Source organism: Amycolatopsis sp. NPDC049868 (assembly GCF_044461365.1).
Lineage (GTDB): Bacteria > Actinomycetota > Actinomycetes > Mycobacteriales > Pseudonocardiaceae > Amycolatopsis.
Genome location: NZ_JBITKV010000006.1, coordinates 394,034 through 417,632 on the forward strand (window position 1 = coordinate 394,034; position 23,599 = coordinate 417,632).

Consider the following 23,599-nt stretch of genomic DNA (forward strand, 5'->3'; position numbering starts at 1 on the left):
TCACGGTGGTCCCATGAGCGAACACGGCAAGACCCCGGTGACGGTACTGGGGCTGGGCGCGATGGGAACCGCGCTCGTAGAAGCACTACTGGCGGCCGGCCATCCGGTCACCGTCTGGAACCGGACCGCGGGCAGGGCCGAGGCGGTGGCGGCGAAGGGAGCTTCGGTCGCTTCGAGCGTCTCGGAGGCACTCGCGGCGAACACGATCGTGATCGCCTGCCTGCTCGACTACGACTCGGTGCACGAGGTCCTGGACCCGGTGGCTGCCGGGCTCGAAGGACGGCAGCTGATCAACCTGACCAACGGCACCCCCGGCCAGGCGCGCGAAATGAGTGCTTGGGCGGAAGGATTGGGCGCGGCCTACCTGGACGGCGGGATCATGGCCGTCCCGCCGATGATCGGCACGCCGGCGGCGTTCATCTTCTACAGCGGATCGGGCACCGTCTTCGGCCGGGCCCGTACCGCGCTCGACACCTTCGGCGGCGTCAACTATCTCGGCGCCGACCCAGGACTGGCGCCTCTGCACGACATCGCGCTGCTCAGCGGGATGTACGGGTACTTCGTCGGCGTCATCCAGGCGTACGCGCTCGTCGGCTCGGCCGGCGTCAAGGCACGGGAATTCGCGCCGATGCTCCGCGGCTGGTTGGACGCGATGAGCGGCTTCTTGGAGCGCTCGGCCGAACAGATCGACGACGGCGACTACGTGACCGACGTCGTGTCGAACATCGGGATGCAGGCCGGGGCTTACCCGAACCTCGCCAAAGCCGCGGCGGAACAGGGCGTAAGCGCCGAACTGCTCACCCCGCTGCAACCGCTGATGGACAAGCGGGTCGCCGACGGACACGGCGCCGAAGACCTGATCAGCGTCATCGAACTCCTCAAGAAGTAAGGGAAACACAATGATCACCATGATCGGGCTCGGCCCGATGGGACAGGCCATGGTCCGGGTGCTCCTGGAGAACGGCCACGGAGTGACCGTCTGGAACCGCACCGCCGCCCGCGCGGACGGCGTCGTCGCCGCCGGTGCCGTGCGCGCCGAGACACCGGCGGACGCGGTTTCGGCGTCGGAGCTGGTGCTGCTGAGCCTCACTGACTACGCCGCGATGTACGACATTCTCGGCAAGGCCGAGGACGCCTTGGCGGGCAAGGTGATCGTCAACCTCAGCTCCGACACCCCGGAGAAGACCCGCGAAGCCGCCGAGTGGGTCGAGGCCCGCGGTGCGCGATTCGTCGCCGGCGGAGTGATGGTGCCCGCCGAGCTGGTGGGCAAGAACGAGGCTTACGTCTTCTACAGCGGCCCCACCGAGGTGTTCGAGAAGCACCGCGAAACCCTGGCGCTGATCGGGCGACCGGACTACCTCGGCGAGGACGTCCGGCTGGCGCAGCTGTTCTACCAGGCGCAGCTGGACATCTTCTTGACCTCGCTTTCGGTGTTCCTGCACGCGAGCGCGCTGGTGCGGTCGGCAGGGGTGCCGGCGGAGAGGTTCGTCCCGTACGCCAAGGACAACTTCAAGATGATGGATTTCTACCTGGACGCCGCGGCCGAGCAGATCGAAAAGGGCGATCACCCCGGCGACGACGCCAACGTCACGATGATGGGCGCGACGGCCGACCACATCGTCCAGGCGAGCCGGGACGCGGGGGTCGACGCGCTGCTGCCGGAGGCGGTCAAGTCGCACTACGACCGGGCGATCGCCGCGGGCCACGGGCGTAGCTCGTGGACCAGCCTGTTCGAAATCATCAAGGCGGACCGCAAGTAGGGCGGCCCAAGTACATGAAGGCCCCCATCCTTGCGCCTAAGTACAGGAAGGGGGCCTTCATGTACCTCCACTTTCGACACCCAGCACCTCCAGGAATGCCTTCGCCGCCGGAGTGACGGTGAAGCGGTTCCAGACCAGGTGCTCGATCCGCGCGGGCGCGTCCCGGACCGGCACGGTGACGACGTCGGTCAGGTTCGGCACGTACTTCGACGGCAGCAGCGCGACACCCAGTCCCTGATGGATGAGCCGCGCCATGAAATCGGCGGCCGTCACCTCGAACGCGACCTCCCTGGTCACTCCCGCCGCGGCGAAGGCCTGGTCCGTCTGGGCCCGGCCCGCCGATCCCGACGGGAAGTCCACGAACACTTCGGACGAAAGCCGCTTCAAGTCCACTTCGGACTCGACGGCGAGTGGATGCCCGGGAGCCACCACGGCGATCAGATCGTCGCGGCCCAGTTCGCAGGTGCCCACCCCGTCCGGCCGATCGGTCACCGGGAGGCCGAGGAACGCCACCTCGATCGCGCCGTCCTTGATCTGCTCGACCAGTTGCCCGCTCGCCCCGACCCGCAGCCCGATCCGGACGTGCGGGTACCGGCTGCGGAACGTCTGCAGGGCGGCCGGGACGTCGACCGCCGCGACGGTCGGGATGATCCCGACGGTGAGCCGCCCGCGGATCTCGCCGACGGCGGCGGCGACCTCCGAACCCGCCCGTTCGGCGGCCTCGAGGCATTGCCGGGCGGCGGGCAGGAACGCCTCGCCCGCGGCGGTGAGGCGCACCCGGCGGCTCGTGCGTTCGAACAGCCGCGCGCCGAGTTCCCGTTCCAGCCGCGCGATCTGATGACTCAGCGCCGACTGCACGACGAGGCACCGCTGCGCGGCCCGCGTGAAGCTGTTCGTCTCCGCCACGGCCACGACGTACCGCATCTGCTGAAGCTCCATGGATCCATCTTGAATCACGATGGATCAAGTGACAAACATGTGTTGGACTCATTGATCGGCAGCGTCGAAGCTGAGAAGCGTGAAAACGCTGACGACCACACCGCTCGCCGCCGGTCTCGCCGGTACCGCGCTGACCGCCTTCGCTCCCATGGTCTGGGGGACGACCTACGTGGTCACCACCGAACTCCTCCCGCCGGGGCATCCGTTGTTCGCAGGGCTCATGCGCGCCCTGCCCGCCGGGCTCATCGCGCTCGCCATCACCCGCACCCTCCCGCGCGGGACCTGGTGGCTGAAGGCCGCCGCGCTCGGTGTCCTCAACATCGGGATGTTCTTCCCCCTGCTGTTCGTCGCCGCCGAACGGCTGCCCGGCGGAGTCGCCGCCACGCTCGGCGCCGCCCAGCCGCTGCTCGTCGCGATCCTCGCCGTGGCCGTGCTGCGTCAGAGCCCGTCGGCGTGGCGGTTCGCCTGGGGGATCGTCGGGATCGTGGGTGTCGGGCTGGTGGTGCTCGGACCGGCGGCGGGCTTCGACGTCCTCGGCGTGATCGCCGGACTCGGCGGCGCCGCGACGATGGCGCTCGGCGTCACGCTCACCAAACGATGGGGTCGTCCGGCGGACGTCGGGCCGACGGCGTTCGCCTCATGGCAGCTCACCGCGGGCGGGTTGTTCCTGGTGCCGGTGACCTTCCTGTTCGAAGGAGCCCCGCCCGCCATCGACCTGAACGCCGCTCTCGGCTACACCTGGCTCGGTCTGATCGGCGGATTGCTCGCCTACGTCCTGTGGTTCCGTGGCATCACGTCGCTGCCGGTCACCTCGGTCGCGGTCCTCGGACTGCTGTCGCCGATGGTCGCCGCGCTGCTCGGGGCGGCGCTGCTCGGGCAGTCGCTCGGCTTGATCCAGCTCGCCGGTTTCGCGCTCGCACTGGCCTCGATCGTCGCGGGCCAGATCACCCCGAAAAGCGCCGTCCGATGAGGATCGCCGTCGTCGGAGCGTCGGGGATGGCGGGATCCCGTGTCGTCGCCGAAGCCGCTTCCCGTGGACACCGGGTCACCGCCGTTTTTCGCGGTACGCCACCGGATTCGCCGCATCCGGAGGTCGAGGTCGTACGCGGTGACGCCACCGACGTCAGCCGGATGAGCGCCGTCTTCGCGGGAGCCGACGCCGTCGTGGGTGCGACGAGACCCGAACCCGGAGCGGAAGACACCGTCGCCGCCACGATCACGGCCCTGCTCGATGCCGCGGCTGGTATCCGTGTCCTGGTCGTCGGTGGTGCGGGGCCACTGCGCTCGCCGTCGGGCGGGCTCGTGATCGACGATCCGGCGTTCGTCCCGACGGCCTGGCGGACCATCGCCTCGGCCAGCGCGGCACAGCTTCAAGCCTGCGAAGCGCACTCGGGCGACTGGGTGTACCTCAGCCCGCCCGCGATCCTCGAACCCGGCGCCCGGACCGGGGCCTATCGGCGAGGGACGACGACGATCCTCACCGCGGACGACGGATCTTCCCGGATCTCGGCGGAGGATCTCGCCGTCGCCATCGTCGACGAACTCGAGAATCCCGGGCAGGACCGGCATTTCACCATCGGATACTGAGTTCGGGCGGATCACCGGGGGAGGGCGTCTCCGGACTCCGTTCGGCCTCGATCTGGATCTCGATGTTCGTCTTGTGCGAGATCGGATCCCAGATCTCCTCGATCGGCGCGAGCAGAGACTGGCTGACACCGCAACGCCGGGCACGGGTGGCGTACCAAGCGAACCCGGCCAGGAAGAGAGGGAGGCTGAGAAACGCCGCCAGTGGTGCCAGGAGGTCCATGCGGCCGACGATACAGTAACGTCGCGTTTCCAGAAACATCCTGTTACTGAATGCGAGACGATGAGCAGGCTGACGCGCGCCGAGCAGCAGCGCCGCACCCATGAACACTTGCTGGCCGCCGGACGCCAGGTTTTCCTGCGACGCGGTTTCCTCGCGGCGACGGTCGAGGAGATCGCGGCCGACGCCGGGTACACCCGCGGCGCCGTCTACAAGCACTTCGGCGGCAAGGAAGGGTTGTGGCTGGCGATCATCGAGGCCGATGCGGACGGTCATCTGCAGGGGCTGCGCGAAGCGCTGGCTCGCGCCACTTCACGCGACGAGGTGATCGCGGCCCTGAACCCCGTCGACGTGGCGGACAAGGACGCGGCGAAGTGGAGCGCGGCGGCCGCGGAGGTACTCGCCGCGACGGCGCAGCAACCGGAAACAGCCGCGCTGGTCGCGGCGATCCAGCGACGCCACGACGACGAGGTGGTCGCCCTGCTCGCCGAACACACCCGGCGCCTGCGTCTCGAACCCGCCATGCCGCTCGATCAGGCCGTCGTCATGCTGGGCGCCTTGGGCATCGGTCTCGCGCTGCGCCAGTCGGTCGCCCCCGCCGCGGATCCCGCCGCCATCCTCACCCACGTGCTGGACACGCTTTTCCCGTCCTAGACTCGGGAGCCGTGATCGATTCCTTCACCACCGCCGACCTCGTCGACGAGCACGGCGACCGGCTGCGCGTCTGTGACACCCAGTTCCGCCAGTTCGGCGGGCACCGGTCCTTCTCGGGCCCGATCCGTACCGTCTCCTGCCACGAGGACAACGGGCTGGTCAAGAAGCTCCTGGCCGCCCCGGGTGACGGCGCCGTCCTGGTGGTCGACGGCGGCGGTTCCCTGCACAGCGCGCTCACCGGCGACATGATCGCGAAGTCCGCCGCCGACAACGGCTGGGCGGGCATCGTCGTCAACGGCGCGGTGCGCGACAGCGCCGAGCTCGCCGGGCTCCCGCTCGGGGTGAAAGCGCTCGGCACCAACCCGCGCAAGAGCTCCAAGGCGGGCGTCGGCGCTGTCGACGTCCCGGTCGGCTTCGGGGGAGTGACCTTCACTCCCGGCGACACGCTCTATTCCGATGACGACGGCGTCGTGATCCTTCCCCTCGCCTGAACCCGCTCAGACGACGATGACCCGGCGGCCACGGGTGTGCCCGGCATGGCTGTCGGCGTGTGCCACCGCGGCGTCGGCGAGTGAATAGGACTTCTCGACCGGGATGTGCAGCTTCCCCCGCGAGATGAGGTCGACGGCCTCGGCCAGCGCGTCCGGCACGCTCCCGGCCACGCCGGAGAAGCGGACGCCGTGCTCGGGCGCACCGAGATCGGCGATGGAGAGGACCTTCTCCGGATCCCCGGTCAGCTCGACCAATTCGGGGATCACGCCCGATCCGGCCAGATCGAGGGCGGCGTCGACCCGGCCGAGCCGCCGCACCCGGTCCACCCAGCCTTCGCCGTAGGTCGTGGCGAGCGCGCCCAGGCCGCGCAGATAGTCCTGGTTCGCGGCGCTCGCCGTGCCGATCACGGTGATACCGCGTTCGCGCGCGATCTGCAGTACCGCCGATCCGACTCCGCCGGACGCGCCGCTGACCAGCAGCGTCTCGCCGGACCGCACGCCGGCTTCGCGGATGAGCCGCAGCGCGGTCTCGACCACGGAGGGATATCCGGCCGCCTCCTCGAAGGTGAGCCCCTCGGGCATTCCCGTCCAGGCCGACAGCACGGCGAACTCGGCGTAGGTGCTCGAACCCTCGCCGAACACGGAATCGCCGACCTCGACCCCGTCGACGCCTTCGCCCACCTCGTCCACCACACCGGCGGCGTCGAGGCCCACCCCGGACGGCAGCACGGTCGGATGCGCGCCGAGGACCTGGCCTTCGCGGATCCTCCAGTCGACGGGGTTCACCCCGGCCGCTCGCACGGCGATACGTACTTCGCCTGCGCCCGCGTGCGGTTCTCCGGCGTCGACGAGCTGCAGGACTTCTGGTCCACCGAACTCGGTGAAGATCACTTGCTTCATGCGGCCGACCGTAGCACTAACGGTTAGTGTTTTGGAACGGTTGTTGTTTCGTATCTGATAGCTTCATCGTATGACAGCGCCGACCGGACGTCGCGAGCGGAAGAAGGCCGCGACCCGTCAGAAGATCGCCGACACCGCTCTGCGGCTTTTCCTGGAACGCGGCTACGACGCGGTGGGCATCCGCGAGGTGGCCGCGGAGGCCGACGTCGCCGTCACGACGCTCTTCTCCCATTTCGCTTCGAAAGAGGCTTTGGTGTTCGAGCAGGACGCGAACTTCGAGCAAGGCCTCACGCGGGCGGTCACCGAAAGGTCGCCGGGGGAGCCGCTCATCCCCGCGCTGTGCCGTGAGGTTCACGCGATGGTGCGTCATTGCACCGCGGACGGCGCCGCCCCGATCTGGCGCATGATCGACGGATCGCCCGCCCTGCGGGAGTACGAAGACTCGATGAGGTTGCGCCATGCGGAATCCCTGGCGGCGGCCATCGCTGCCGATCCGGAGTCAGCACGGTCCGCGACCGCCTGCCGGACGATCGCGAGGTTCGTGATCGACGCTTACTCGATCGGCCGGGAGGCGGCCGATCCGGAGGCCGCGGTGGACGAGATCTTCCGGATGATCGAAGCGGCCTGGGAGGTCACCGGAGCATGCTGACACGGGTCGCGGTGGGTGTGCTGGTTCATCAGAGTGCGTTGCTGCGGAACAACACGGTCGTCGTCGAGGGTGAGGAAGGTGTGCTGCTCGTCGATCCCGGGATCACCGACGGCGAAATGGCCTGCCTCGCGAACGACCTTGCCGAGTCCGGCCGGACGGTGGTGGCGGGTTTCGCGACACATCCCGACTGGGATCACGCGCTCTGGCACCCCGCGTTCGGTGACGTGCCCCGCTACGGCACGGACCGCTGCGCGGCCAGTCTGCGAGATCTGCGGTCGAAAGCGAACTGGCGGACCGACTTCGCCGAGGGGCTGCCACCGGAGATCGCCGGTGAGGTGTCGCCGGATCTGTTCGGCCTCATCACCGCCCTGCCCGCCGGAAGCACGCGGATCCCTTGGGACGGCCCCGAACTGCGGATCATCGAGCATCCGGCCCACGCTCCTGGCCATGCGGCGCTGGTCATCGGGGAACGCGGGGTTCTCATCGCGGGCGACATGCTTTCCGACGTCCTGGTCCCGATGTTCGACGACACCGCCGATCCGCTCGGGGACTACCTGACCGGGCTGCGGCTGCTCGAAGCGGTGGCGGACGACGTCGATGTCGTCGTACCCGGCCATGGCGCCGTCGGCGGCGCCGGCCAGGCTCGCGCACGGATCGACCAGGACCGGGCGTATGTGCACGCCGTGCGCGACGGCCGTACTCCCGACGACCCGCGGATCGGCTCGTCGGCCGAACCCGGCTGGGAGTGGGTGAGCGATCTGCACGCCGGGCAGGTACAGAGACTCGCCAGGCGAAGCTAATGCGACACGAGGCCGATCGCGGCCCGGATCGCGGCGACGAACCGCTCCGGCCGATAGCGTCCGGGATCGGTGAGCACGAGCCGCGCGGCCATCTCGAAGAGCGCGGTCACGGTGTGCGCGACGATCTCCGGGTCGAGTTCGGCCGGGGCGCCGACGGCGTCCAGTAGTCGTCGCGTCAGCGACTCCGCGCGATCGAGGACGATGGTGCGGGCCGCTTCCCGCGCGGCGTGGAACTCGCCGGGCATATCCGCCATCGGCATGACGATGCAGTACCACCGGTCCGGGGTGGCCTGGACCGCGCCGAGGAAGTCGGCGAGCGTCCGGGCGAGGAACTCGGGGGCGTCCTCGATGAGCAGCCGGCCCGGATCACCCGGCAGTACGTCGAGCAACTGCTGGAGCGCGGCCTCCTGCTCCCGGCGCAACAGTGCGGCGAGGAGCTCGTTCCGGCTGCGGAACTGGCCGTAGACCACCGGTTTCGTGACTCCGGCCTGCTCGGCGACCGCCTCCATCGTCGCGGCGTTGTGGCCTCGGGTGACCACCAGGTGCAGTGCCGCGTCCAGCACCTGGGCCCGGCGCTGTTCGGCGGGGACCCGTGCGGCGTAGGCCCGGCGTTTCCGCGGTGTCGTGCTGGTCAACGGGCCTCCTCGATCACACCCTGGACAAAGCTACTCGATCGTAGGATAGTGCTACGGCGTATTACTACGCATCAGTATTAATTGCGGCGAACGGGAGGCCGACGTGGCGACGACACCGGTGGAACCGATGCTGGACCACGGGTTCTTCGGACCGGGTTCGGTCACGTGGAAGGTGTGGGGGCACGTCACGGCCGCCGTCACCGGACTGCAGCGGTCCGTCGTGGTGGAGGAACTCGACCCCGCGTTGATCGCCGCCGTCGACAAGACCGGCGCGAATTACGCCCGGCCACGCACCCGCTACGACCGGACCGTCCGCTACTTCGCCATGGTGGCCTTCGCCGACAGCCGAAAGGTCTCCCAGGCTGCGGACGTGCTGGTGAAGGTGCATGCCAAGGCGATCGGCGTCGAGCCGGTCAGCGGCAAACACTACGATGCCAACGATCCCCACTCTCAGCTGTGGATCCTGCTGACCGGCTGGCATTCGGTGCTCAAGGCCTACGAGCTGTACGGCGGAGGCAGGCTCACTCCCGCCGAGGAGAACCGGTACTGGGAGGAATGCGCCATCGCGGCCGAGTTCCAGACCTGCGATCCCGCCGACGTTCCCCGTACCCGCGAAGGTGTCCGGGAGTACTTCGAGCGAATGCGTCCCCGGCTCGCGGTCAGCGAGGCCGCCCGGAAGATGATGGACCACCTGTTGACGGCCAAGGTTGTCCTGCCGCCGGCGCCGCGACTGCTGACTCCGGTCCTCTGGCTGGTGAACTGGTTCCTGCGGGCCGGGACGATCGCGACCATGCCGCGCTGGATGCGGAAGCTGAGCGGTTTCACCCAGCCGCGGTTCGTCGACCTGCTGGTCCGGCCGGTCCTGCGGCTCGGTTACGGCGTCGTCGACGGCAACCCGAGGCTGAAGCTGGCGGCCGCGCGTCTGCTGGCGCCGTCCGCGGTGCCGGTCATCGCTCCGTACGTTCTCGGTGTTCCGCCGGTGTCGGACGAGGTCTTGACCCCGGCGGAGGCGCGGCGGCGTTACGGCTACGACAGGCCGGCGGACGCGCACCGTGACATCCGCGAGAAGCAACACCAGCGGGTGTTCGGCGCCGGACTTGCACCCAGCGAGGACGGCCTTCTCGAATCTCAGGCGGTCCTCGGGTCGCTGTCCTGAATCATCAGCTCCTCGGCATGACGCAGAGTTCCCTGGACTGCCCCGACGCGAAGTCGTAGACGACGGGGTTGCCGTACTCGTAGCCGGGCACGGCGTTGCAATCGGAGCCGGTCCCACTCGAAAGCTGTGCGATCACCGTGTAGTTGGCGGAGCTGTCCGAACAGTGCACCCGCACCGCGCTGGAACTGAACGCGCCATTGGAGCCGGCGTCTTCGTCAGCCGAAATGCAGTCCCCGGCCTGCGCGGAAAACGGGTCGGGGTCGACCTCGGGAGCGCTGCCGCCGGTGACGAGCGCCACCGTCACCGCGATCGCTCCGCCGGTGACGACGAGCGCCGCGGCGGCGATCCCGGCGATCAGCGCGGTATTCGGCGTCTTCTTCGGCGGGGCGACGGGGTACTGCTGCCAGATGGACTGCTGCTGCTGGGGGAAGGTCACGCCATCAGGATCGGCCGTATCGATGAAATTCCGATGACACGGTTCATTTGCGGGCGACGAGCCGTTCCACCAGCCCGAGTTTGAACCGCTCCCGCTGTTCGACGGCCAGGCCGAGGTCGCCGATCTTGTCGAACGGCCGCCGGAGGAAGTGCTCGCCCGCCATCGGCACGGTGATCTTTTCGGCGATCCATTGCAGACCGCGGACCGCGCGGGACGAACTCACGATGTGGTCGAGCAGGATGAGCTTGCCGCCGGGCCGGAGGACCCTGGCCATCTCCCGCAACGCCTTGCCGTCGTCCGGGATGGCGCAGAGCCCGAGGGTGCAGACCACGGTGTCGAACGAATCGTCGTCGAAGGGCAGGTCGTGTGCGTCGGCGCGCCGTAACGTGACCGGATGGCCGAGGCGTTCGGCGCGGCCGCGGGCGATGGCGAGCATGCCGTCACTGAGGTCGATGCCGGTAAGCGTGACCTCACCGGGATAGAGCGGCAGGTTCAGGCCGGTCCCGACGGCGACTTCGAGAACGTCGCCGGAGGCCTGCCCACAGGCCCACGCCCGCGAATCGCCGAAGAGCTTCCGGTCCATGAACTGCATTTCCCGGTCGTAGTTCCGGGATTTGCCGTCCCAGTACCGGTTCCACCGTGCGGGCCGGGTCATGGCGCTCCTTTCAGCAGCAGTGCTCGCCGCGCCAGGCCTCACGGCCTTCCTTGATCGCGACGGCGGCGATGACGAGTGCGACCAGGGGATCCGCCCAGTACCAGCCGAAGAGGCTGTTGAGCAGCAACCCGACGAGCAGCACACCGGAAAGGTAGGTGCAGAGCAAGGTCTGCTTCGAGTCGGCGACGGCGCTCGCGGAGCCGAGTTCACGCCCGGCTCTGCGCTGGGCGTAGGACAGGAAAGGCATCACGAGCAGTGAGACCGCCGCCAGCACGATGCCGACGAGTGAGTGCTCGGCGGGGTCGGCTCCGAACAGCGTGCGTGCCGACTCGACGGCGACATAGGCGGCCAGCGCGAAGAACGACACCGCGATGACCTTGAGCGCGGTGCGTTCGCGGGCTTCCGGGTCCTTGCCGGAGAACTGCCAGGCGACGGCAGTGGCCGAGGCGACTTCGATGACCGAGTCCAGGCCGAAGCCGATCAGGGCGGTCGACGAGGCGACCGTACCCGCCGAGATGGCGACGACCGCCTCGACGACGTTGTAGGCGATCGTCGTGGCGACGAGGAACCGGACCCGCCGGGACAACCGCGCGCGGCGATCCGGGGCCACAGTGGACTTCGTGGCGCAGCAGTCGTCCGCGCAGGAACCGCTCTCCACGCTCATCGGAGCACCTCGTCCACACAGGGCTCGGCGGTGTCGACGGCCAGCACGACATGGGCGAGCTCCCGCAGCGCGCGGGCCAGATGCGCGTCCGCCAGCGAGTAGCGGACCTGCCTGCCTTCGTAGGTCGCCACGACCAGCCCGCAGCCGCGCAGGCAGGCCAGGTGGTTCGACACGTTCGAGCGGCTCAGGCCGAGTTGATCGGCCAGCCGGCCGGGGTAGCTCACTCCGTCGAGGAGGGCGACCAGGATCCGGCACCGGTTCGGGTCGGCGAGGGCGCGACCGAGCCGGGCGAGCGCGGCACCCTGGGTCTCACATGTCAGCACATGTCGGACAGTACAGCCGACGCTGACATATCAGCAAGTGCCAAGGCGTGACCCGACGGAGTGTCCGGACGCGACCCTCTGTTTCGTCGCTGTCTGTCAAGCCGATGTCGAACGCGGATGTGGAGGCGACCCGAAAGAGTCCGGTGTGGCCACTCAAACGGCCGCTTCGTGAGTACGCCGGGGAGTCCCGGCGCGGCTCCGCATGACACCTCAGAACAATCACTGGACCGATTGCGTGGCGGCCGAAAAGCGTCGAGTAACGTTAACAAAAGCTTTCCTGCGCAATGGGAAAATCGGCATTCGGGTGGCCTTGTCGCATTACCTGAAAGTGCGCTTGTGTGTGAAAAACCCCTTGCTATGTTGATCCAGCGGGGCCGCACTTCGGGGCATGACCGGCACGCCGCGATTTGTGGATCTTGTTTGTTCACACGACTATCGAAGGGTGGACCTTGCTGTGACCGTGACCGAATCGGACACTTCCGCCGAAGGTGTCCAGGGGCCGGAAAATCCGCAGCTGAGTTTGGGCCGGGCCGCCGCGCGCAACCTGGCGACGACGACCAAATCCGTTCCGCAGATGCAGGGGATTTCGTCCAGGTGGCTGCTGAAGTCCCTTGAATGGGTTCAGGTGAACGGTGGTGCCTACCGGGTCAACCGGCGGCTCAATTACGCGGTCGGCGACGGGCGGGTGACCTTCTCGAAGACGGGCACCGAAGTCAGCGTGATCCCGGCGGAACTCGGAGAACTGAAGCCGCTCAAGGGATATGACGACGAAGAGGTCCTCGTCGAACTCGCGCGCCGCTTCGAACAGCAGGAAGTGGCCGCCGGCGATGTGCTCGTCGAATTCGGGCACCGCGCCGATCGGGTCTTCCTCATCGCGCACGGCAAGATCAGCAAAACCGGCCCTGGTCACTACGGTGACGAGACCGCGCTCGGCGTGGTCAAGGACGGCGACTACTTCGGCGCGCAGGCCCTCGTGGACAACGACGGTATCTGGGAGTTCACCGCCAAGGCGACCACCGCCTGCACCGTGCTCACCCTCACTCGTCAGGACTTCGAGCGGGTGCTCGAACAGTCCGAATCGCTGCAGGCGCAGATCGAGCAGGCGTCGCAGGACTCCGGACGCTCCAACGACTTCGGCGAGGCCGAGATCGACATCTCGTCCGGACACGACGGTGAACCGCTGCTGCCGGGCACGTTCGTCGACTACGAGACTTCGCCGCGCGAATACGAACTGAGCGTCGCCCAGACCGTGCTCCGGGTCCACAGCCGGGTGTCCGATCTCTACAACCAGCCGATGGACCAGACCGAGCAGCAGTTGCGTCTGACCATCGAAGCGCTGCGTGAGCGGCAAGAGCACGAAATGATCAACAACACCGACTTCGGCCTGCTCCACAACGCCGACTTCACCCAGCGGATCGCGACGCGTACCGGTCCGCCCACACCGGACGACTTCGACGACCTGCTCGCCCTGGTGTGGAAGGAACCCGGCTTCTTCCTGGCCCATCCCCGCACGATCGCCGCGTTCAGCCGCGAGTGCAGCAAACGCGGCATCTATCCGACCGGCGTCGACCTCGGCGGGCACAAGGTGCCGTCGTGGCGCGGCGTCCCGATCCTGCCGTGCAACAAGATCCCGGTGAGCCAGACCAGCACCAGTTCCGTGCTGCTGATCCGTACCGGGGAGAAGAACCAGGGCGTGGTCGGCCTGCGCCAGATCGGCCTGCCGGACGAATACGAGCCCGGGCTGAACGTCCGGTTCATGGGGATCTCGGAGCAGGCGATCATCTCCTACCTCGTCAGCACGTACTACTCCGCCGCCGTGCTCGTACCGGACGCGCTGGCCGTCCTCGAAGCCGCCGAACTCGGTCGCGAAGGATGACCGCCACGACGCCGGAGGCCGACCGGCGGCTCAGTCTCGGCCCGGCCGCCGCGCGGAACCTGGCGACGACCACCAAGACGCGGCCGCAGATGCAGAGCATCACGCCGCGCTGGCTGCTGAAGATGCTGCCCTGGGTCGAGGCGACCGGCGGCACCTACCGGGTCAACCGGCGGCTGACCTACGCGATCGGCGACGGACGGGTGAGCTTCACCAACGTCGGCACGGATGTCCGCGTCGTCCCGCAGGAACTCGCGGAATTGGCTCTGCTGCGGGGTTTCGACGACGAGGACACGCTCACCGCGCTCGCCGACCGGTTCGTGCAGCACGAGTACCGGCCCGGCGAGACCATCGTCAGCCACGGCGCTCCGCTCGACGAGGTCGTGCTGGTCGCGCACGGCAAGATCGCCAAAGTGGTGCCGGGTGAGTACGGCGCCGAAGCCTCCGTCGGCAGCTTGGCCGATGGCGACCATTTCGGCGACGAGATGCTCGCCGGTATCGACCGGAACTGGCCGTTCACCGCCAAGGCCGTCACCCCGGTGATCGTGCTGACCCTGCGCGCCGAAGACTTCGCCGACCTCAACGGCCGGTCGGAGGCGATGCGCCGCCACGTGCAGGACATGCTGGCAAACAAGGGAAAACCGCAGAACGCCAAGGGCGAGGCCGAGATCGGGATGTCGTCCGGTCACGATGGTGAGCCGCTGCTGCCGGGCACGTTCGTCGACTACGAGATCTCGCCGCGCGAATACGAACTGGCCGTCGCGCAGACGGCGCTTCGGGTGCACACGCGGGTGACCGATCTCTACAACGGGCCGATGGACCAGTTCGAAGAGCAACTCCGGCTGACCATTTCGGCACTGCGTGAGCGGCAGGAGTACGACCTGATCAACAACCACGAGTTCGGGCTGCTGCACAACGCCGATCTGAAGTCGCGGTTCCAAACCCGGTCCGGTCCGCCGACGCCCGACGACATGGACGAACTCGTCAGCCGCCGCCGCAAGACGAAGTTCTTCCTCGCCCACCCTCGCGCGGTCGCCGCGTTCGGCAGGGAATGCACGCGCCGCGGCCTGTATCCGGAGGGCACCACCGTCGACGGCAAGGTGGTCGCCGCGTGGCGTGGGGTGCCGCTCCTGCCCTGCGACAAGATCCCGGTCACCGAGGACGGCACGTCCTCGATCCTCGCCATGCGGACCGGCGTGGAGGACAACGGCGTGATCGCGCTGCACCAGACCGGCCTGCCCGACGAGTACGAGCCGGGCCTGAACGTGCGCTTCGACGGCATCTCCGATCAGGCGGTCGCCAGCTACCTGGTCAGCACCTACTACTCGGCCGCCGTGCTCGTGCCCGACGCGCTCGGCGTCCTGGAGAACGTCGAGGTCGCGCGGTGACCCCTCGCCCCGTGACGACAACGAACAACAACGCTCCAGAAAGGACCACGCACGTGACCATTGCCCGTACTCCCGCTCCCGCAAAGGTTCTGCGCACCGAGTATCAGAAGTCGGTGGCGTCGTACTGGAACAAGGAGAAGGACCCGGTCAACCTGCGTCTGGGCGATGTGGACGGGCTCTATCACCACCACTACGGGGTCGGCGAGGTCGACTGGTCGGTGCTGGAAGGCCCTGAAGACACCCGCGACGAGCGGATCATCGCCGAAATGCACCGCCTGGAGACAGCGCAGGCGGATGTCCTGCTCGATCACCTCGGCGACGTCAAACCGGACGACCGGCTCCTCGACGCCGGCTGCGGGCGCGGCGGGTCCAGCATCATGGCCAACGCGAGGTTCGGCTGCCACGTCGACGGGATCTCGATCTCGGAGAAGCAGGTCGAGTTCGCCAATCACCAGGCGGATATCCGGGGCGTCGCCGACCGGGTGCGCTACCACTTCCGCAACATGCTCGACACCGGCTTCGAAACCGGCTCGCGCAAGGCGATCTGGAACAACGAAAGCACCATGTACGTGGATCTCCACGAGCTGTTCGCCGAGCACGCGCGACAGCTGGAGTTCGGCGGCCGCTACGTCACCATCACCGGGTGCTACAACGACGTGACCGGCGGCCGGTCGAAGGCCGTCGCGCAGATCGACCAGCACTACACCTGCAACATCCATCCGCGCAGCGAGTACTTCAAGGCCATGACGGCCAACGACCTGGTGCCGATCTCGGTGGTGGATCTGACGCCGGACACGATCCCGTACTGGGAACTGCGGGCGAAGTCGTCGGTGGCGACCGGGATCGAAGGACCGTTCCTGGACGCCTATCGCGAAGGCAGCTTCCACTACCTCCTCATCGCCGCGGACCGCGTCTGATCCCGCGAGACCATCGGAGTAAGCGATGACCGAACAGGGTGCGCTCGCCACTCTGCTGGCCGGTCCGAGCGGGCTGGGCACGTCCGCCGCCCGGCTGGCGGCCCGGCTGACCGCGGTCGCTCCGGCGGTGGAGGCGACTCCGCCGCCGGAGGAACCCGCTCTCGACCCGGCCTACGCGTACCGGCCGGGCGGTGACGCGTCGGCACCGCCGTTCTACTGCCCCGTCACCGAACGAATCAACGAGCCGCTCGGTGAGGAGGTCGACCGGCGGCTGGTCATATGGGCGAGGGAGTGCGGATTCGATGAGGAGGAATGCGAACAGTTCGGGAAGGCGGGCTTCGGCAGACTCGTCATGCTCGCCCACCCGGACTGCGAGGATCCGGACCGGCTGCTGATCTCGGCGAAGCTCAACGCCGCGTGGTGGGCGGCCGACGACCTCTATGCCGACGACAGCTCGCTCGGTGCCGTGCCTGCCGAGCTGCCGCCGAAGCTCGCGCTGGCCATGGCGGCCATGGACCCGGTGCCGTCGTTGGGCGAATTCAGCCGGGACCTCGACGAAACACTGCGGAACGACCGGGTTCTGGTGGCACTGGGCTCGGCGACGGACTTCCTGCGACGTTCCGGGACCGCCGCGCAGGTCCAGCGTATCTGCTATTCGACCTTCGCGATGTTCGTGAGCTGGACCGCCTACGCGGCGTGGCGGCACAGTGGGAAATACCCGCCCGCGTGGGAGTATCTCGCCGCCCGGCAGCACGACAGCTTCTACACCTCGATGACGTTGATCGATGTCCTCGGCGGCTACGAACTGACCTCGAACCTCTACTACGACCCACGTGTCCGCGAGGCGGCGATCCAAGCAGGTACCGCGGCTGTTCTCGTCAACGACGTGTATTCGGTCGCCAAGGATCTGGAGGACGAATCGCCGCCCTGCAACGCGGTACTGCTGATCGCCGATGACCGGAAGTGCACGATCGAAGAGGCCACGGCGATCACCATCGAACTGCACAACGACGTCGTCCGGGACTTCCAGGCCGCTCACGAGAAGTTGAGCGCGGTGCCTTCCGTCGAACTGCAACGGTTTCTACGCGGGTTGCGGGGCTGGATGGGCGGGAGTTTCGAATGGCACTCGACCAGCCCGCGATATCGGACGAAGCCCAGCGTTTAGGCCGTGTCTCTTGAAGCGCGCTTTCGGATTTCCGTAGCCGGGCCGCGGCATCAGCTGGTCGCTCACTCAGCCGAGTCGGCGGCCCGCCTCCGCAAATCCGAGGCCTCCGGCCGAAAGGACACGCGCGCGCGTGTCCTCAGCAACCAGCCAAACTCCTCTGAATGCGGTAGTTCGCGACACGAACCTCCGCATCCAGAGGACTAAACGCGGAGGAGAGGTTAAACGACGCCCGCCTCGATCAACTGGCCCCAGATCACGCCCTGGTCGACGACCTCGACTTCGAGTTTCTCGGCCTTGGTGAGCTTGCTCGCTCCGACGTCGGCGCCGGTGATGAGCAGGTCCGTGTTCGCCGAGACCGACGACGCGATGCTCGCGCCCGCCTTTTCGCACAGCCGTTGAAAGGTCGGGCGCGGCACCTTCTCGCCGGAGCGCGGGTCGCTGATCGATCCGGTGACCACGACCGTCTTGCCTTCGAGCGGCGCGCCTGCCGCGACGACCGGCGGGAGGTCTTCTTCACGTACGTCCAGCGAGACTCCGGCCTCGCGGAGCCGTTCGAGCTCGGGACGGAGCCGGGTGAGGTGCTCGATCAGGGACGCGGCGACCTTCGGACCGATGTCCTCCACGGCGACGAGACCCTCTTCGCCCGCGTCGGCGACGGCTTCCAGCGAATCGAAGCCCGCCCGGCACAGCCGCGCGGCGGTGCCTTCGGAGGCCATCGGGATCGCCAGACCGATCAGCGCCCGGCGCAGGCCGACGGCCCGGCTCGCGTCGATCGACTCGATCATGCGAGTGGCGGAGACGTCGCCGATGCGGTCGAACTCCAGCAGCCTTTCCTTGGTGAGCCGGTAGAAGTCCGACGGGTGTTCGAGAATCCCGGCCTCGGCGAGCCGCTCGATCCAGACTCCGCCGATCGCGTCGATGTCCGCGGCCGCGCGCGATGCCCAGTGGATCAGCCGCCGGACGGTCTGGGCGGGGCAGGCGACGTTGGTGCAGAACAGTTCGCGGCTGTTGCCCTGTTCGGTCAACGGTTCCCCGCACGACGGGCATACCGACGGCGGCACGATCTCCCGCTCCTCGCCGGTGCGCTTGGCGGCGTCGAGGACACCCGCCACGAACGGGATCACATCGCCGGCGCGGCGCACGAGGACGGTGTCGCCGATCTTTATGCCGCGGGCCTTGATGACCTCCTGGTTGGCCAACGTCGCCCGCGTGACCGTGGTCCCGCCGACGAACACCGGCTCCAGCCACGCGACGGGAGCGATCTTCCCGGTCTTGCCGACGTCCCAGACGACATCGGCGAGCACGGTGGTCTTCTCCTCGGCGGCGAATTTGAAGGCCAGCGCCCCGCGCGGTGAACTGGACCGGGTTCCGGCGGCGGCGTAGGCGTCGCGATCCGCCAGGCGCAGCACCGCACCGTCGAGGTCGTAGTCGAGTTCGTTGCGCTGCTGCTCGATGGTGGTGATGACGGCCTGCGCCGACTCGGCGTCCTGGCAGTGCCGCATGTCGGCGGCGGCGAACCCGAGCGTCCGCAGCGCACCGTCGAGATCGGTTTCCGCGCTGTCGGGCTCCGTGGAGAGGTCGAACGCGAAGAACTGGAGACGCCGCTCGGCGACGGTGGCCGGATCCTTCGCGCGCAGGGTGCCGGCGGCGGCGTTGCGCGGGTTGATCAGCGGCTTGTCCGGGTGGACCTTGTTGTAGGCGGCGAAAGTGGAACGCAGCATGACGGCCTCGCCGCGGACCTCGACCCGGCCGGGCGCGTCGACCTTGTCCGGGACGCCGTCGGTCAGCGCGCGGACCAGCATGGTCACGTCGTCGCCCGTGGTCCCGTCGCCGCGGGTGACCGCCCTGGCGAGCCGTCCGTTCTCGTAGACGAGGGCGAGCGACAGGCCGTCGAGCTTCGGCATGACGACCACCGGCTGCCCGGGGAACCGGGCGAAGAACGCCTCGACCTGCTCGGGCTTCGTCGCCTTCTCCAGCGACAACATCGGGCGCGAGTGCCGGATGGGCGCGTGCAGGACGGCGGGCGCGCCGACCTGGTCGAGCGGGTTCGGGTCCGGGGCCAGCTCGGGATTCGCTTCGATGAGCCCGCGCAGTTCGTCTTCGATCGCGTCGTAGTCGGCGTCGGCCACCTTCGGCGAGCCTTGGTAGTAGGCGTCGCGAAGGACGACGATCTGATCGGCGAGTTCTTGGATGCGGTCCCGAGCGTTCACGGGGCTGAGATTACCCGGGACCCCTGACAGAACACGGTCCGAAGAGGACTCGTGTCACGGGTTGATGGCGAGCACCAGGAACGAGGCCAGCAGGACCAGGTGCACCCCGCCCTGCAGCCGGGTCGCGCGGCCGGGCACGACGGTGAGCACGCTGACCGCGATCGTCAGCGCCAGCAGCACGATATGGGTCGCACCAAGGCCCAGCAGGAGTGGCCCGTCCAGCCAGATCGACGCCAGCGCGATGGTCGGGATGGTGAGCCCGATACTCGCGATCGCCGAACCGTAGGCGAGGTTGATGCTGGTCTGCATCCGATCGCGCCGCGCGGCCCGGGTCGCGGCCAGCGTTTCCGGCAGCAGCACCAGCATGGCGATCACGACGCCGACGAACGACTGCGGGAAGCCCGCCGCGCTGACCCCCGCTTCGATGGCGGGGGATTCGACCTTCGCCAGGCCGACGACGGCGACCAGCGCCACGAGCAGCAGCCCGAGGCTGGTGAGCGCGGCCTGGTTGGTCGGCGGCTCGGCGTGCTCCTCTTCCTTGACCGAGCCCTCGCTGTCGACCGGCAGGAAGAAGTCGCGGTGGCGCACGGTCTGTGTGAGCACGAAAAGGCCGTAGAGCAGCAGCGAGGCGACGGCGGCGAAGGTGAGCTGCGTGCCGTTGAAGGCCGGGCCCGGGGTGCTGGTGGTGAAGGTCGGCAACACCAGGCTGACGGTGGCCAGTGTCGCCACGGTGGCGAGCGCGCCGCCGCTGCCTTCGGGGTTGAAGTGCGTCTCGCCGTAACGACGGGCGCCGACCATGAGCGAAATGCCGGCGATGCCGTTCATGGTGATCATCACCGCGGCGAACACCGTGTCGCGGGCCAGCGTCCCGGCCTCGGGACCGCCGGAGGACATCATCGTCACGATCAGCGCGACTTCGATGACCGTGACCGCGATCGCCAGCACCAGCGAGCCGAAGGGCTCCCCGACACGATGCGCCACCACCTCTGCGTGATGCACCGCGGCCAGCACCGTCCCGCCGAGCGCCAGCGCCACGATGATCACCGGCACCGCGCCCAGGTCGCGGCCCCAGCTCAGCGCCAACACGACTATGGCGAGGACCGGCATGACGGTGGTCCAGGACAGGGGGAATCGCCTGTGGGAAGCGGCCATGACGCCACCTTCGCACACTCTGCGTGACGTCGCCGCTCCATGGAGGTCGCAGGGTGACGAAGTTCTTAGCGAGCACCGACTCCGCTCAGGAAGGTCTCGACGAGCAGATCGGCGGCGCGCGGGGCGTCCATGTCCTCCCTCGATGCGAGGTGGAGGAGCTGGATCAGCAGCCGGGCCGCCCAGCCGTCGGGGATGTCCGCGCGGAGGAATCCCTCGTCGGTCGCCCGCTGGAGGAACGTGTCCACCTCGGCGGAGAGCCGGTTCCGGCGGTCCTGGATGGCGGGTTCGGCGCGCATCCGGGTCAGTTCGACCGGCCAGGCGCGGTTGACTTCGATGATGCCTTCGACGTATCGGTGCAAGGCCACGGGGACCGCCGTCTCGGTGAACCGCGCGGTGCGGACGACGTGTTCGACCGCGGTCAGCCGTGAGTCGTAGATGGCGGCCAAGAGCTCTTCGCGGGAGGCGAAACGCCGATAGACGGTGCGCCTGTCGACACCGGCTTCGGCGGCGATCGCGCTGATGCTGGCCGAGGGGTCGTCAGCGAGCATGCGCGCGCCGGTGGTCAGGACGGCTTCGAGATTGCGCGTCGCATCGGCTCTCACGCCGGGAATGTATCACGAGGCTGTGTCGTTAACTGCCATAAATGCTACTTCGATGTGACAGTTAGCGAGGCGGAACGGTGATCACGAACGACAGGCTTTTCATCGGAGGCGAGCGGACGACGCCGAGCGATTCGACGCTGCTGGACATCGTGTCCCCGCATGACCAGTCGGTTCTGGGACGCGTCGTCCAAGCTCTTCCCGCCGACGTCGACCGCGCCGTCGCCGCGGCCAGGGCCGCCTTCGACGAAGGTCCGTGGCCGCGGACCCCGCCGAAGGAGCGGATCGAGGTGCTCCGGCGGCTGAACGCACTGAGGGAGGCCCGCGCGGACGAGATCGCCGAGCTCATCTCGGCGGAGAACGGTTCCGCTCTCTGGTTCACGCGGGCCGGGCAGCCCGGGGTGGGACGGCTCGCCGTCTCGTATCTGAAGGCGGCGGAGGAATTCGGGTGGGAGGAGACGCTCGCGCCCTCGGACCCTTCCGCGCCGTTCCGTTCGATCGTGCGCCGGGAACCGATCGGGGTGGTAGCCGCGATCATCCCGTGGAACTCGCCGTTCTCGGCGTCGATGGCCAAGATCATCCCGGCGCTGCTCGCGGGGAACACCGTCGTCCTCAAGGTCTCGCCGGAGAACTCGCTCAGCATGAACCTGCTCGCGGACCTGCTCGCTGCGGCCGGCCTGCCGTCCGGGGTGATCAGCGTGCTGCCCGCGGACCGGCAGACCAGCGAGTACCTGGTGAAGCACCCCGGCGTCGACAAGATCGCGTTCACCGGTTCGACCGCCGCCGGCCGCCGGATCGCGTCGCTGGCGGGGGAGCGGCTGAAGCGGGTCAGCCTGGAGCTGGGCGGGAAGTCCGCGGCGGTGATCCTGCCCGACGCCGTCATGGCGGACGTGATCGCCGGACTGAAGTTCGGATCGCTGCTCAACAACGGTGAAGCCTGCATCGCGCAGACACGGATCCTCGCGCCGCGTGGCCGGTACGACGAGGTCGTGACCGGGCTCAAGGAGATGATGGAATCGCTCGTGGTCGGCGACCCGGCCGACGAGAGAACCTTCATCGGCCCGATGGTGCGGCCAGGCCAGCAACAGCGGGTGCGCGAATACATCGAGATCGGTGTCGCCGAGGGCGCGCGCCTGGTCACCGGAGGCTCCGGAATCCCGGCGGGCCTGGACAAGGGCAATTACGTCACGCCGACGTTGTTCGCCGACGTCGACAGCACGATGCGCATCGCCAAGGAGGAGATCTTCGGTCCGGTGCTGGTCGTCATCCCCTATACGGACGAGGACGACGCGGTCCGTATCGCCAACGACTCCGAGTACGGGCTCTCCGGTGGTGTCTGGTCGGCCGACGAGGACCGCGCGCTCGCCGTCGCGCGGCGGATGCGCACCGGGACCGTCACCGTCAACGGGGCGCCGATCGGCTTCGACGGTCCCTTCGGCGGCTACAAGGCCAGCGGAATCGGCCGCGAGTACGGTGCGGCGGGTCTCGCGCAGTACGTCGAGCTCAAGACCATCACGAAAGGCGAGCGTCGGGGATCTTGACCGTGATGCGCTCGTCCGCGGCCAGGATCCGCTGAAGCCGGAACCGGCAGAGGGTGTAGAACATCTCGCTCAGCTCTTCGGGGTCGATGCGGCCTTCGAGGTCGCGCTTGCTCGCGTTGAGCACCCGGCTGATCACGTTCGCGGGCAAGCGGCCGCCGAACTCGCCCATCAGCCAGACACCGATTTCGCCGATCTCGTCCGTGATCGTGCGCCGCGCGGTCATCGCCCTCGCCCCTCTCCGTCGGAGTGTCACCGGATTGCCCCGGCGACACTCCGACGGGCGACGAAAGACCCCATGACGGGAAACCCGCGAGATTGCTCTGCTCGGCCTAGGGCATGCGCCCCTGTCCGGTTGTCCCAGTCGGACGACGTGGCCAGCAGCACGAGTACGAGCGCCGAGCCCAGGGTCGCCAGCACGAACCGGGCGAGGATCACGTGGCGGAGCCAGCCGGGAAAACGTCGCCGCACCGCGGCGACCAGTGCCTCGACGTCGATGCCTTGCGCCACGGCGTCGCCGGACTTCCTGAACGTGGATCGGATGCCCCGGGTGACGAATACTTCACCGGGCATGATCAGGCAGCCGAGCACGAGAATGATCGGCTGAAAGATCCAGGTCAGGGTCTCCGCCATGCCGTTACCGGTCAGGTTGAGCGTGGCCAGTACCGCGAAGAGCACTCCGATCGCCACTGCCAGGAAGAAGCTTCCGCGGGTCGCTCCGAAGTTGATCCCGTACCGGGTCAGCACGGTGGCGGGAACACCCTGTCGTATCAATTCGCTCTCGGCCTCGCGCTGGGCCGCGGCCCCGCGTCGGGCGCCGACGACGGGGATGACGAAAAACGTCGCTGCCAGCAGGAACTGTGGCAGCGCAAGGGCGAGCGTGGTCATGGG

Annotated in this window: 27 protein-coding genes; 14 read left to right on the forward strand and 13 right to left on the reverse strand. The window is 68.3% G+C overall.

What is annotated here, in order from left to right:
- Positions 1–13 precede the first annotated feature (13 nt).
- Together ACIBTM_RS26160 and ACIBTM_RS26165 are read left to right on the forward strand one after the other, a co-directional pair.
- Entirely contained in the window at positions 14–889 is an 876-nt protein-coding gene (locus ACIBTM_RS26160; protein WP_395879761.1) for an NAD(P)-dependent oxidoreductase, read from the forward strand.
- 10 nt (positions 890–899) lie between these two features.
- A complete protein-coding gene (locus ACIBTM_RS26165; protein WP_395879762.1) occupies positions 900–1,760 on the forward strand; it encodes an NAD(P)-dependent oxidoreductase in 861 nt (286 codons plus the stop codon).
- Between the two features lie 57 nt (positions 1,761–1,817).
- On the opposite strand, the gene ACIBTM_RS26170 is transcribed toward ACIBTM_RS26165, so the two are convergent.
- A complete protein-coding gene (locus ACIBTM_RS26170) occupies positions 1,818–2,699 on the reverse strand; it encodes a LysR family transcriptional regulator (RefSeq protein ID WP_395879763.1) in 882 nt (293 codons plus the stop codon).
- A 79-nt stretch (positions 2,700–2,778) separates the two neighbouring features.
- Here ACIBTM_RS26170 and ACIBTM_RS26175 point away from each other — a divergent pair, with 79 nt between their 5' ends.
- Complete coding sequence (locus tag ACIBTM_RS26175) at positions 2,779–3,669, forward strand: EamA family transporter (protein WP_395879764.1); 891 nt, start codon at positions 2,779–2,781, stop codon at positions 3,667–3,669.
- Entirely contained in the window at positions 3,666–4,286 is a 621-nt protein-coding gene (locus tag ACIBTM_RS26180; protein WP_395879765.1) for an NAD(P)-dependent oxidoreductase, read from the forward strand. Before ACIBTM_RS26175 ends, ACIBTM_RS26180 begins: the two co-directional genes overlap by 4 nt.
- Here the strand turns inward: ACIBTM_RS26180 and ACIBTM_RS26185 are convergent.
- Positions 4,270–4,506, reverse strand: a complete 237-nt coding sequence (locus ACIBTM_RS26185) for a hypothetical protein (RefSeq protein WP_395879766.1) — start codon at positions 4,504–4,506, stop codon at positions 4,270–4,272. The two genes, ACIBTM_RS26180 and ACIBTM_RS26185, sit on opposite strands and share 17 nt — an antisense overlap.
- A 60-nt stretch (positions 4,507–4,566) precedes the next feature.
- Between ACIBTM_RS26185 and ACIBTM_RS26190 the strand changes: the two genes are divergently transcribed.
- Both ACIBTM_RS26190 and rraA read left to right on the forward strand, forming a co-directional pair.
- The gene (locus tag ACIBTM_RS26190; RefSeq protein ID WP_395879767.1) at positions 4,567–5,157 is read left to right on the forward strand and encodes a TetR/AcrR family transcriptional regulator; all 591 of its coding nucleotides are present in this window, start codon (positions 4,567–4,569) and stop codon (positions 5,155–5,157) included.
- Positions 5,158–5,168: 11 nt separating this feature from the next.
- Positions 5,169–5,648: a ribonuclease E activity regulator RraA gene (rraA, locus tag ACIBTM_RS26195; RefSeq protein WP_395879768.1), complete on the forward strand. Its 480-nt coding sequence runs from the start codon at positions 5,169–5,171 to the stop codon at positions 5,646–5,648.
- A gap of 6 nt (positions 5,649–5,654) precedes the next feature.
- On the opposite strand, the gene ACIBTM_RS26200 is transcribed toward rraA, so the two are convergent.
- On the reverse strand, positions 5,655–6,548 hold the full coding sequence (locus ACIBTM_RS26200; RefSeq protein ID WP_395879769.1) for an NADP-dependent oxidoreductase: 894 nt from the start codon (positions 6,546–6,548) through the stop codon (positions 5,655–5,657).
- 70 nt (positions 6,549–6,618) lie between these two features.
- On the opposite strand from ACIBTM_RS26200, the gene ACIBTM_RS26205 reads away from it, so the two are divergent.
- On the forward strand, positions 6,619–7,197 hold the full coding sequence (locus ACIBTM_RS26205) for a TetR/AcrR family transcriptional regulator (protein ID WP_395879770.1): 579 nt from the start codon (positions 6,619–6,621) through the stop codon (positions 7,195–7,197).
- A complete protein-coding gene (locus ACIBTM_RS26210) occupies positions 7,191–7,997 on the forward strand; it encodes an MBL fold metallo-hydrolase (protein ID WP_395879771.1) in 807 nt (268 codons plus the stop codon). Before ACIBTM_RS26205 ends, ACIBTM_RS26210 begins: the two co-directional genes overlap by 7 nt.
- On the opposite strand, the gene ACIBTM_RS26215 is transcribed toward ACIBTM_RS26210, so the two are convergent.
- A complete protein-coding gene (locus tag ACIBTM_RS26215; RefSeq protein WP_395879772.1) occupies positions 7,994–8,632 on the reverse strand; it encodes a TetR/AcrR family transcriptional regulator in 639 nt (212 codons plus the stop codon). The two genes, ACIBTM_RS26210 and ACIBTM_RS26215, sit on opposite strands and share 4 nt — an antisense overlap.
- 103 nt (positions 8,633–8,735) lie before the next feature.
- Here ACIBTM_RS26215 and ACIBTM_RS26220 point away from each other — a divergent pair, with 103 nt between their 5' ends.
- A complete protein-coding gene (locus ACIBTM_RS26220; protein WP_395879773.1) occupies positions 8,736–9,788 on the forward strand; it encodes an oxygenase MpaB family protein in 1,053 nt (350 codons plus the stop codon).
- Positions 9,789–9,792: 4 nt separating this feature from the next.
- Here the strand turns inward: ACIBTM_RS26220 and ACIBTM_RS26225 are convergent, their stop codons facing one another.
- The 4 genes from ACIBTM_RS26225 to ACIBTM_RS26240 are packed head-to-tail and all read right to left on the reverse strand — an operon-like array spanning position 9,793 to position 11,866.
- On the reverse strand, positions 9,793–10,224 hold the full coding sequence (locus ACIBTM_RS26225; RefSeq protein ID WP_395879774.1) for a hypothetical protein: 432 nt from the start codon (positions 10,222–10,224) through the stop codon (positions 9,793–9,795).
- 43 nt (positions 10,225–10,267) lie between these two features.
- On the reverse strand, positions 10,268–10,879 hold the full coding sequence (locus ACIBTM_RS26230) for a class I SAM-dependent methyltransferase (RefSeq protein WP_395879775.1): 612 nt from the start codon (positions 10,877–10,879) through the stop codon (positions 10,268–10,270).
- A 10-nt stretch (positions 10,880–10,889) separates the two neighbouring features.
- A complete protein-coding gene (locus ACIBTM_RS26235) occupies positions 10,890–11,543 on the reverse strand; it encodes a cation transporter (RefSeq protein ID WP_395879776.1) in 654 nt (217 codons plus the stop codon).
- On the reverse strand, positions 11,540–11,866 hold the full coding sequence (locus tag ACIBTM_RS26240) for an ArsR/SmtB family transcription factor (RefSeq protein WP_395879777.1): 327 nt from the start codon (positions 11,864–11,866) through the stop codon (positions 11,540–11,542). Before ACIBTM_RS26240 ends, ACIBTM_RS26235 begins: the two co-directional genes overlap by 4 nt.
- Before the next feature lie 454 nt (positions 11,867–12,320).
- On the opposite strand from ACIBTM_RS26240, the gene ACIBTM_RS26245 reads away from it, so the two are divergent.
- From ACIBTM_RS26245 to ACIBTM_RS26260, 4 genes are read left to right on the forward strand one after another with little or no spacing between them, the layout of a single operon-like run.
- Positions 12,321–13,742, forward strand: a complete 1,422-nt coding sequence (locus tag ACIBTM_RS26245) for a family 2B encapsulin nanocompartment shell protein (RefSeq protein WP_395879778.1) — start codon at positions 12,321–12,323, stop codon at positions 13,740–13,742.
- Positions 13,739–15,127 carry a family 2B encapsulin nanocompartment shell protein gene (locus ACIBTM_RS26250; protein WP_395879780.1) on the forward strand — a complete coding sequence of 463 codons (1,389 nt, stop codon included), beginning with the start codon at positions 13,739–13,741 and terminating at the stop codon, positions 15,125–15,127. Before ACIBTM_RS26245 ends, ACIBTM_RS26250 begins: the two co-directional genes overlap by 4 nt.
- 53 nt (positions 15,128–15,180) lie before the next feature.
- Positions 15,181–16,044, forward strand: coding sequence for a geranyl diphosphate 2-C-methyltransferase (locus tag ACIBTM_RS26255; RefSeq protein WP_395879781.1), 864 nt, complete (start codon positions 15,181–15,183; stop codon positions 16,042–16,044).
- Between the two features lie 25 nt (positions 16,045–16,069).
- Complete coding sequence (locus tag ACIBTM_RS26260; protein ID WP_395879782.1) at positions 16,070–17,209, forward strand: family 2 encapsulin nanocompartment cargo protein terpene cyclase; 1,140 nt, start codon at positions 16,070–16,072, stop codon at positions 17,207–17,209.
- 218 nt (positions 17,210–17,427) lie between these two features.
- On the opposite strand, the gene ligA is transcribed toward ACIBTM_RS26260, so the two are convergent.
- The 3 genes from ligA to ACIBTM_RS26275 all read right to left on the reverse strand — a co-directional run bounded on the left by ligA (position 17,428) and on the right by ACIBTM_RS26275 (position 21,173).
- A complete protein-coding gene (ligA, locus tag ACIBTM_RS26265; protein ID WP_395879784.1) occupies positions 17,428–19,419 on the reverse strand; it encodes an NAD-dependent DNA ligase LigA in 1,992 nt (663 codons plus the stop codon).
- A gap of 54 nt (positions 19,420–19,473) precedes the next feature.
- Complete coding sequence (locus ACIBTM_RS26270; protein ID WP_395879785.1) at positions 19,474–20,571, reverse strand: calcium:proton antiporter; 1,098 nt, start codon at positions 20,569–20,571, stop codon at positions 19,474–19,476.
- Positions 20,572–20,636: 65 nt separating this feature from the next.
- A complete protein-coding gene (locus ACIBTM_RS26275) occupies positions 20,637–21,173 on the reverse strand; it encodes a TetR/AcrR family transcriptional regulator (protein ID WP_395879786.1) in 537 nt (178 codons plus the stop codon).
- Between the two features lie 77 nt (positions 21,174–21,250).
- Between ACIBTM_RS26275 and ACIBTM_RS26280 the strand changes: the two genes are divergently transcribed.
- A complete protein-coding gene (locus ACIBTM_RS26280; protein ID WP_395879787.1) occupies positions 21,251–22,711 on the forward strand; it encodes an aldehyde dehydrogenase in 1,461 nt (486 codons plus the stop codon).
- Here the strand turns inward: ACIBTM_RS26280 and ACIBTM_RS26285 are convergent.
- Together ACIBTM_RS26285 and ACIBTM_RS26290 are read right to left on the reverse strand one after the other, a co-directional pair.
- The gene (locus ACIBTM_RS26285) at positions 22,683–22,934 is read right to left on the reverse strand and encodes a hypothetical protein (RefSeq protein ID WP_395879788.1); all 252 of its coding nucleotides are present in this window, start codon (positions 22,932–22,934) and stop codon (positions 22,683–22,685) included. The two genes, ACIBTM_RS26280 and ACIBTM_RS26285, sit on opposite strands and share 29 nt — an antisense overlap.
- A 26-nt stretch (positions 22,935–22,960) precedes the next feature.
- Positions 22,961–23,596, reverse strand: coding sequence for a hypothetical protein (locus ACIBTM_RS26290; RefSeq protein ID WP_395879790.1), 636 nt, complete (start codon positions 23,594–23,596; stop codon positions 22,961–22,963).
- Between the last annotated feature and the right edge of the window lie 3 nt (positions 23,597–23,599).

Coding starts and splice junctions, on each gene's coding strand:
- ACIBTM_RS26190 (WP_395879767.1), top strand. CDS start 4,567: ATGAGCAGGCTGACGCGCGCCGAGCAGCAGCGCCGCACCCATGAACAC.
- ACIBTM_RS26285 (WP_395879788.1), bottom strand. CDS start 22,934: ATGACCGCGCGGCGCACGATCACGGACGAGATCGGCGAAATCGGTGTC.
- ACIBTM_RS26270 (WP_395879785.1), bottom strand. CDS start 20,571: ATGGCCGCTTCCCACAGGCGATTCCCCCTGTCCTGGACCACCGTCATG.
- ACIBTM_RS26210 (WP_395879771.1), top strand. CDS start 7,191: ATGCTGACACGGGTCGCGGTGGGTGTGCTGGTTCATCAGAGTGCGTTG.
- ACIBTM_RS26205 (WP_395879770.1), top strand. CDS start 6,619: ATGACAGCGCCGACCGGACGTCGCGAGCGGAAGAAGGCCGCGACCCGT.
- ACIBTM_RS26180 (WP_395879765.1), top strand. CDS start 3,666: ATGAGGATCGCCGTCGTCGGAGCGTCGGGGATGGCGGGATCCCGTGTC.
- ACIBTM_RS26235 (WP_395879776.1), bottom strand. CDS start 11,543: ATGAGCGTGGAGAGCGGTTCCTGCGCGGACGACTGCTGCGCCACGAAG.
- ACIBTM_RS26160 (WP_395879761.1), top strand. CDS start 14: ATGAGCGAACACGGCAAGACCCCGGTGACGGTACTGGGGCTGGGCGCG.
- ACIBTM_RS26250 (WP_395879780.1), top strand. CDS start 13,739: ATGACCGCCACGACGCCGGAGGCCGACCGGCGGCTCAGTCTCGGCCCG.
- ACIBTM_RS26165 (WP_395879762.1), top strand. CDS start 900: ATGATCACCATGATCGGGCTCGGCCCGATGGGACAGGCCATGGTCCGG.
- ACIBTM_RS26200 (WP_395879769.1), bottom strand. CDS start 6,548: ATGAAGCAAGTGATCTTCACCGAGTTCGGTGGACCAGAAGTCCTGCAG.
- ACIBTM_RS26260 (WP_395879782.1), top strand. CDS start 16,070: ATGACCGAACAGGGTGCGCTCGCCACTCTGCTGGCCGGTCCGAGCGGG.
- ACIBTM_RS26290 (WP_395879790.1), bottom strand. CDS start 23,596: ATGACCACGCTCGCCCTTGCGCTGCCACAGTTCCTGCTGGCAGCGACG.
- ACIBTM_RS26185 (WP_395879766.1), bottom strand. CDS start 4,506: ATGGACCTCCTGGCACCACTGGCGGCGTTTCTCAGCCTCCCTCTCTTC.
- ACIBTM_RS26230 (WP_395879775.1), bottom strand. CDS start 10,879: ATGACCCGGCCCGCACGGTGGAACCGGTACTGGGACGGCAAATCCCGG.
- ACIBTM_RS26170 (WP_395879763.1), bottom strand. CDS start 2,699: ATGGAGCTTCAGCAGATGCGGTACGTCGTGGCCGTGGCGGAGACGAAC.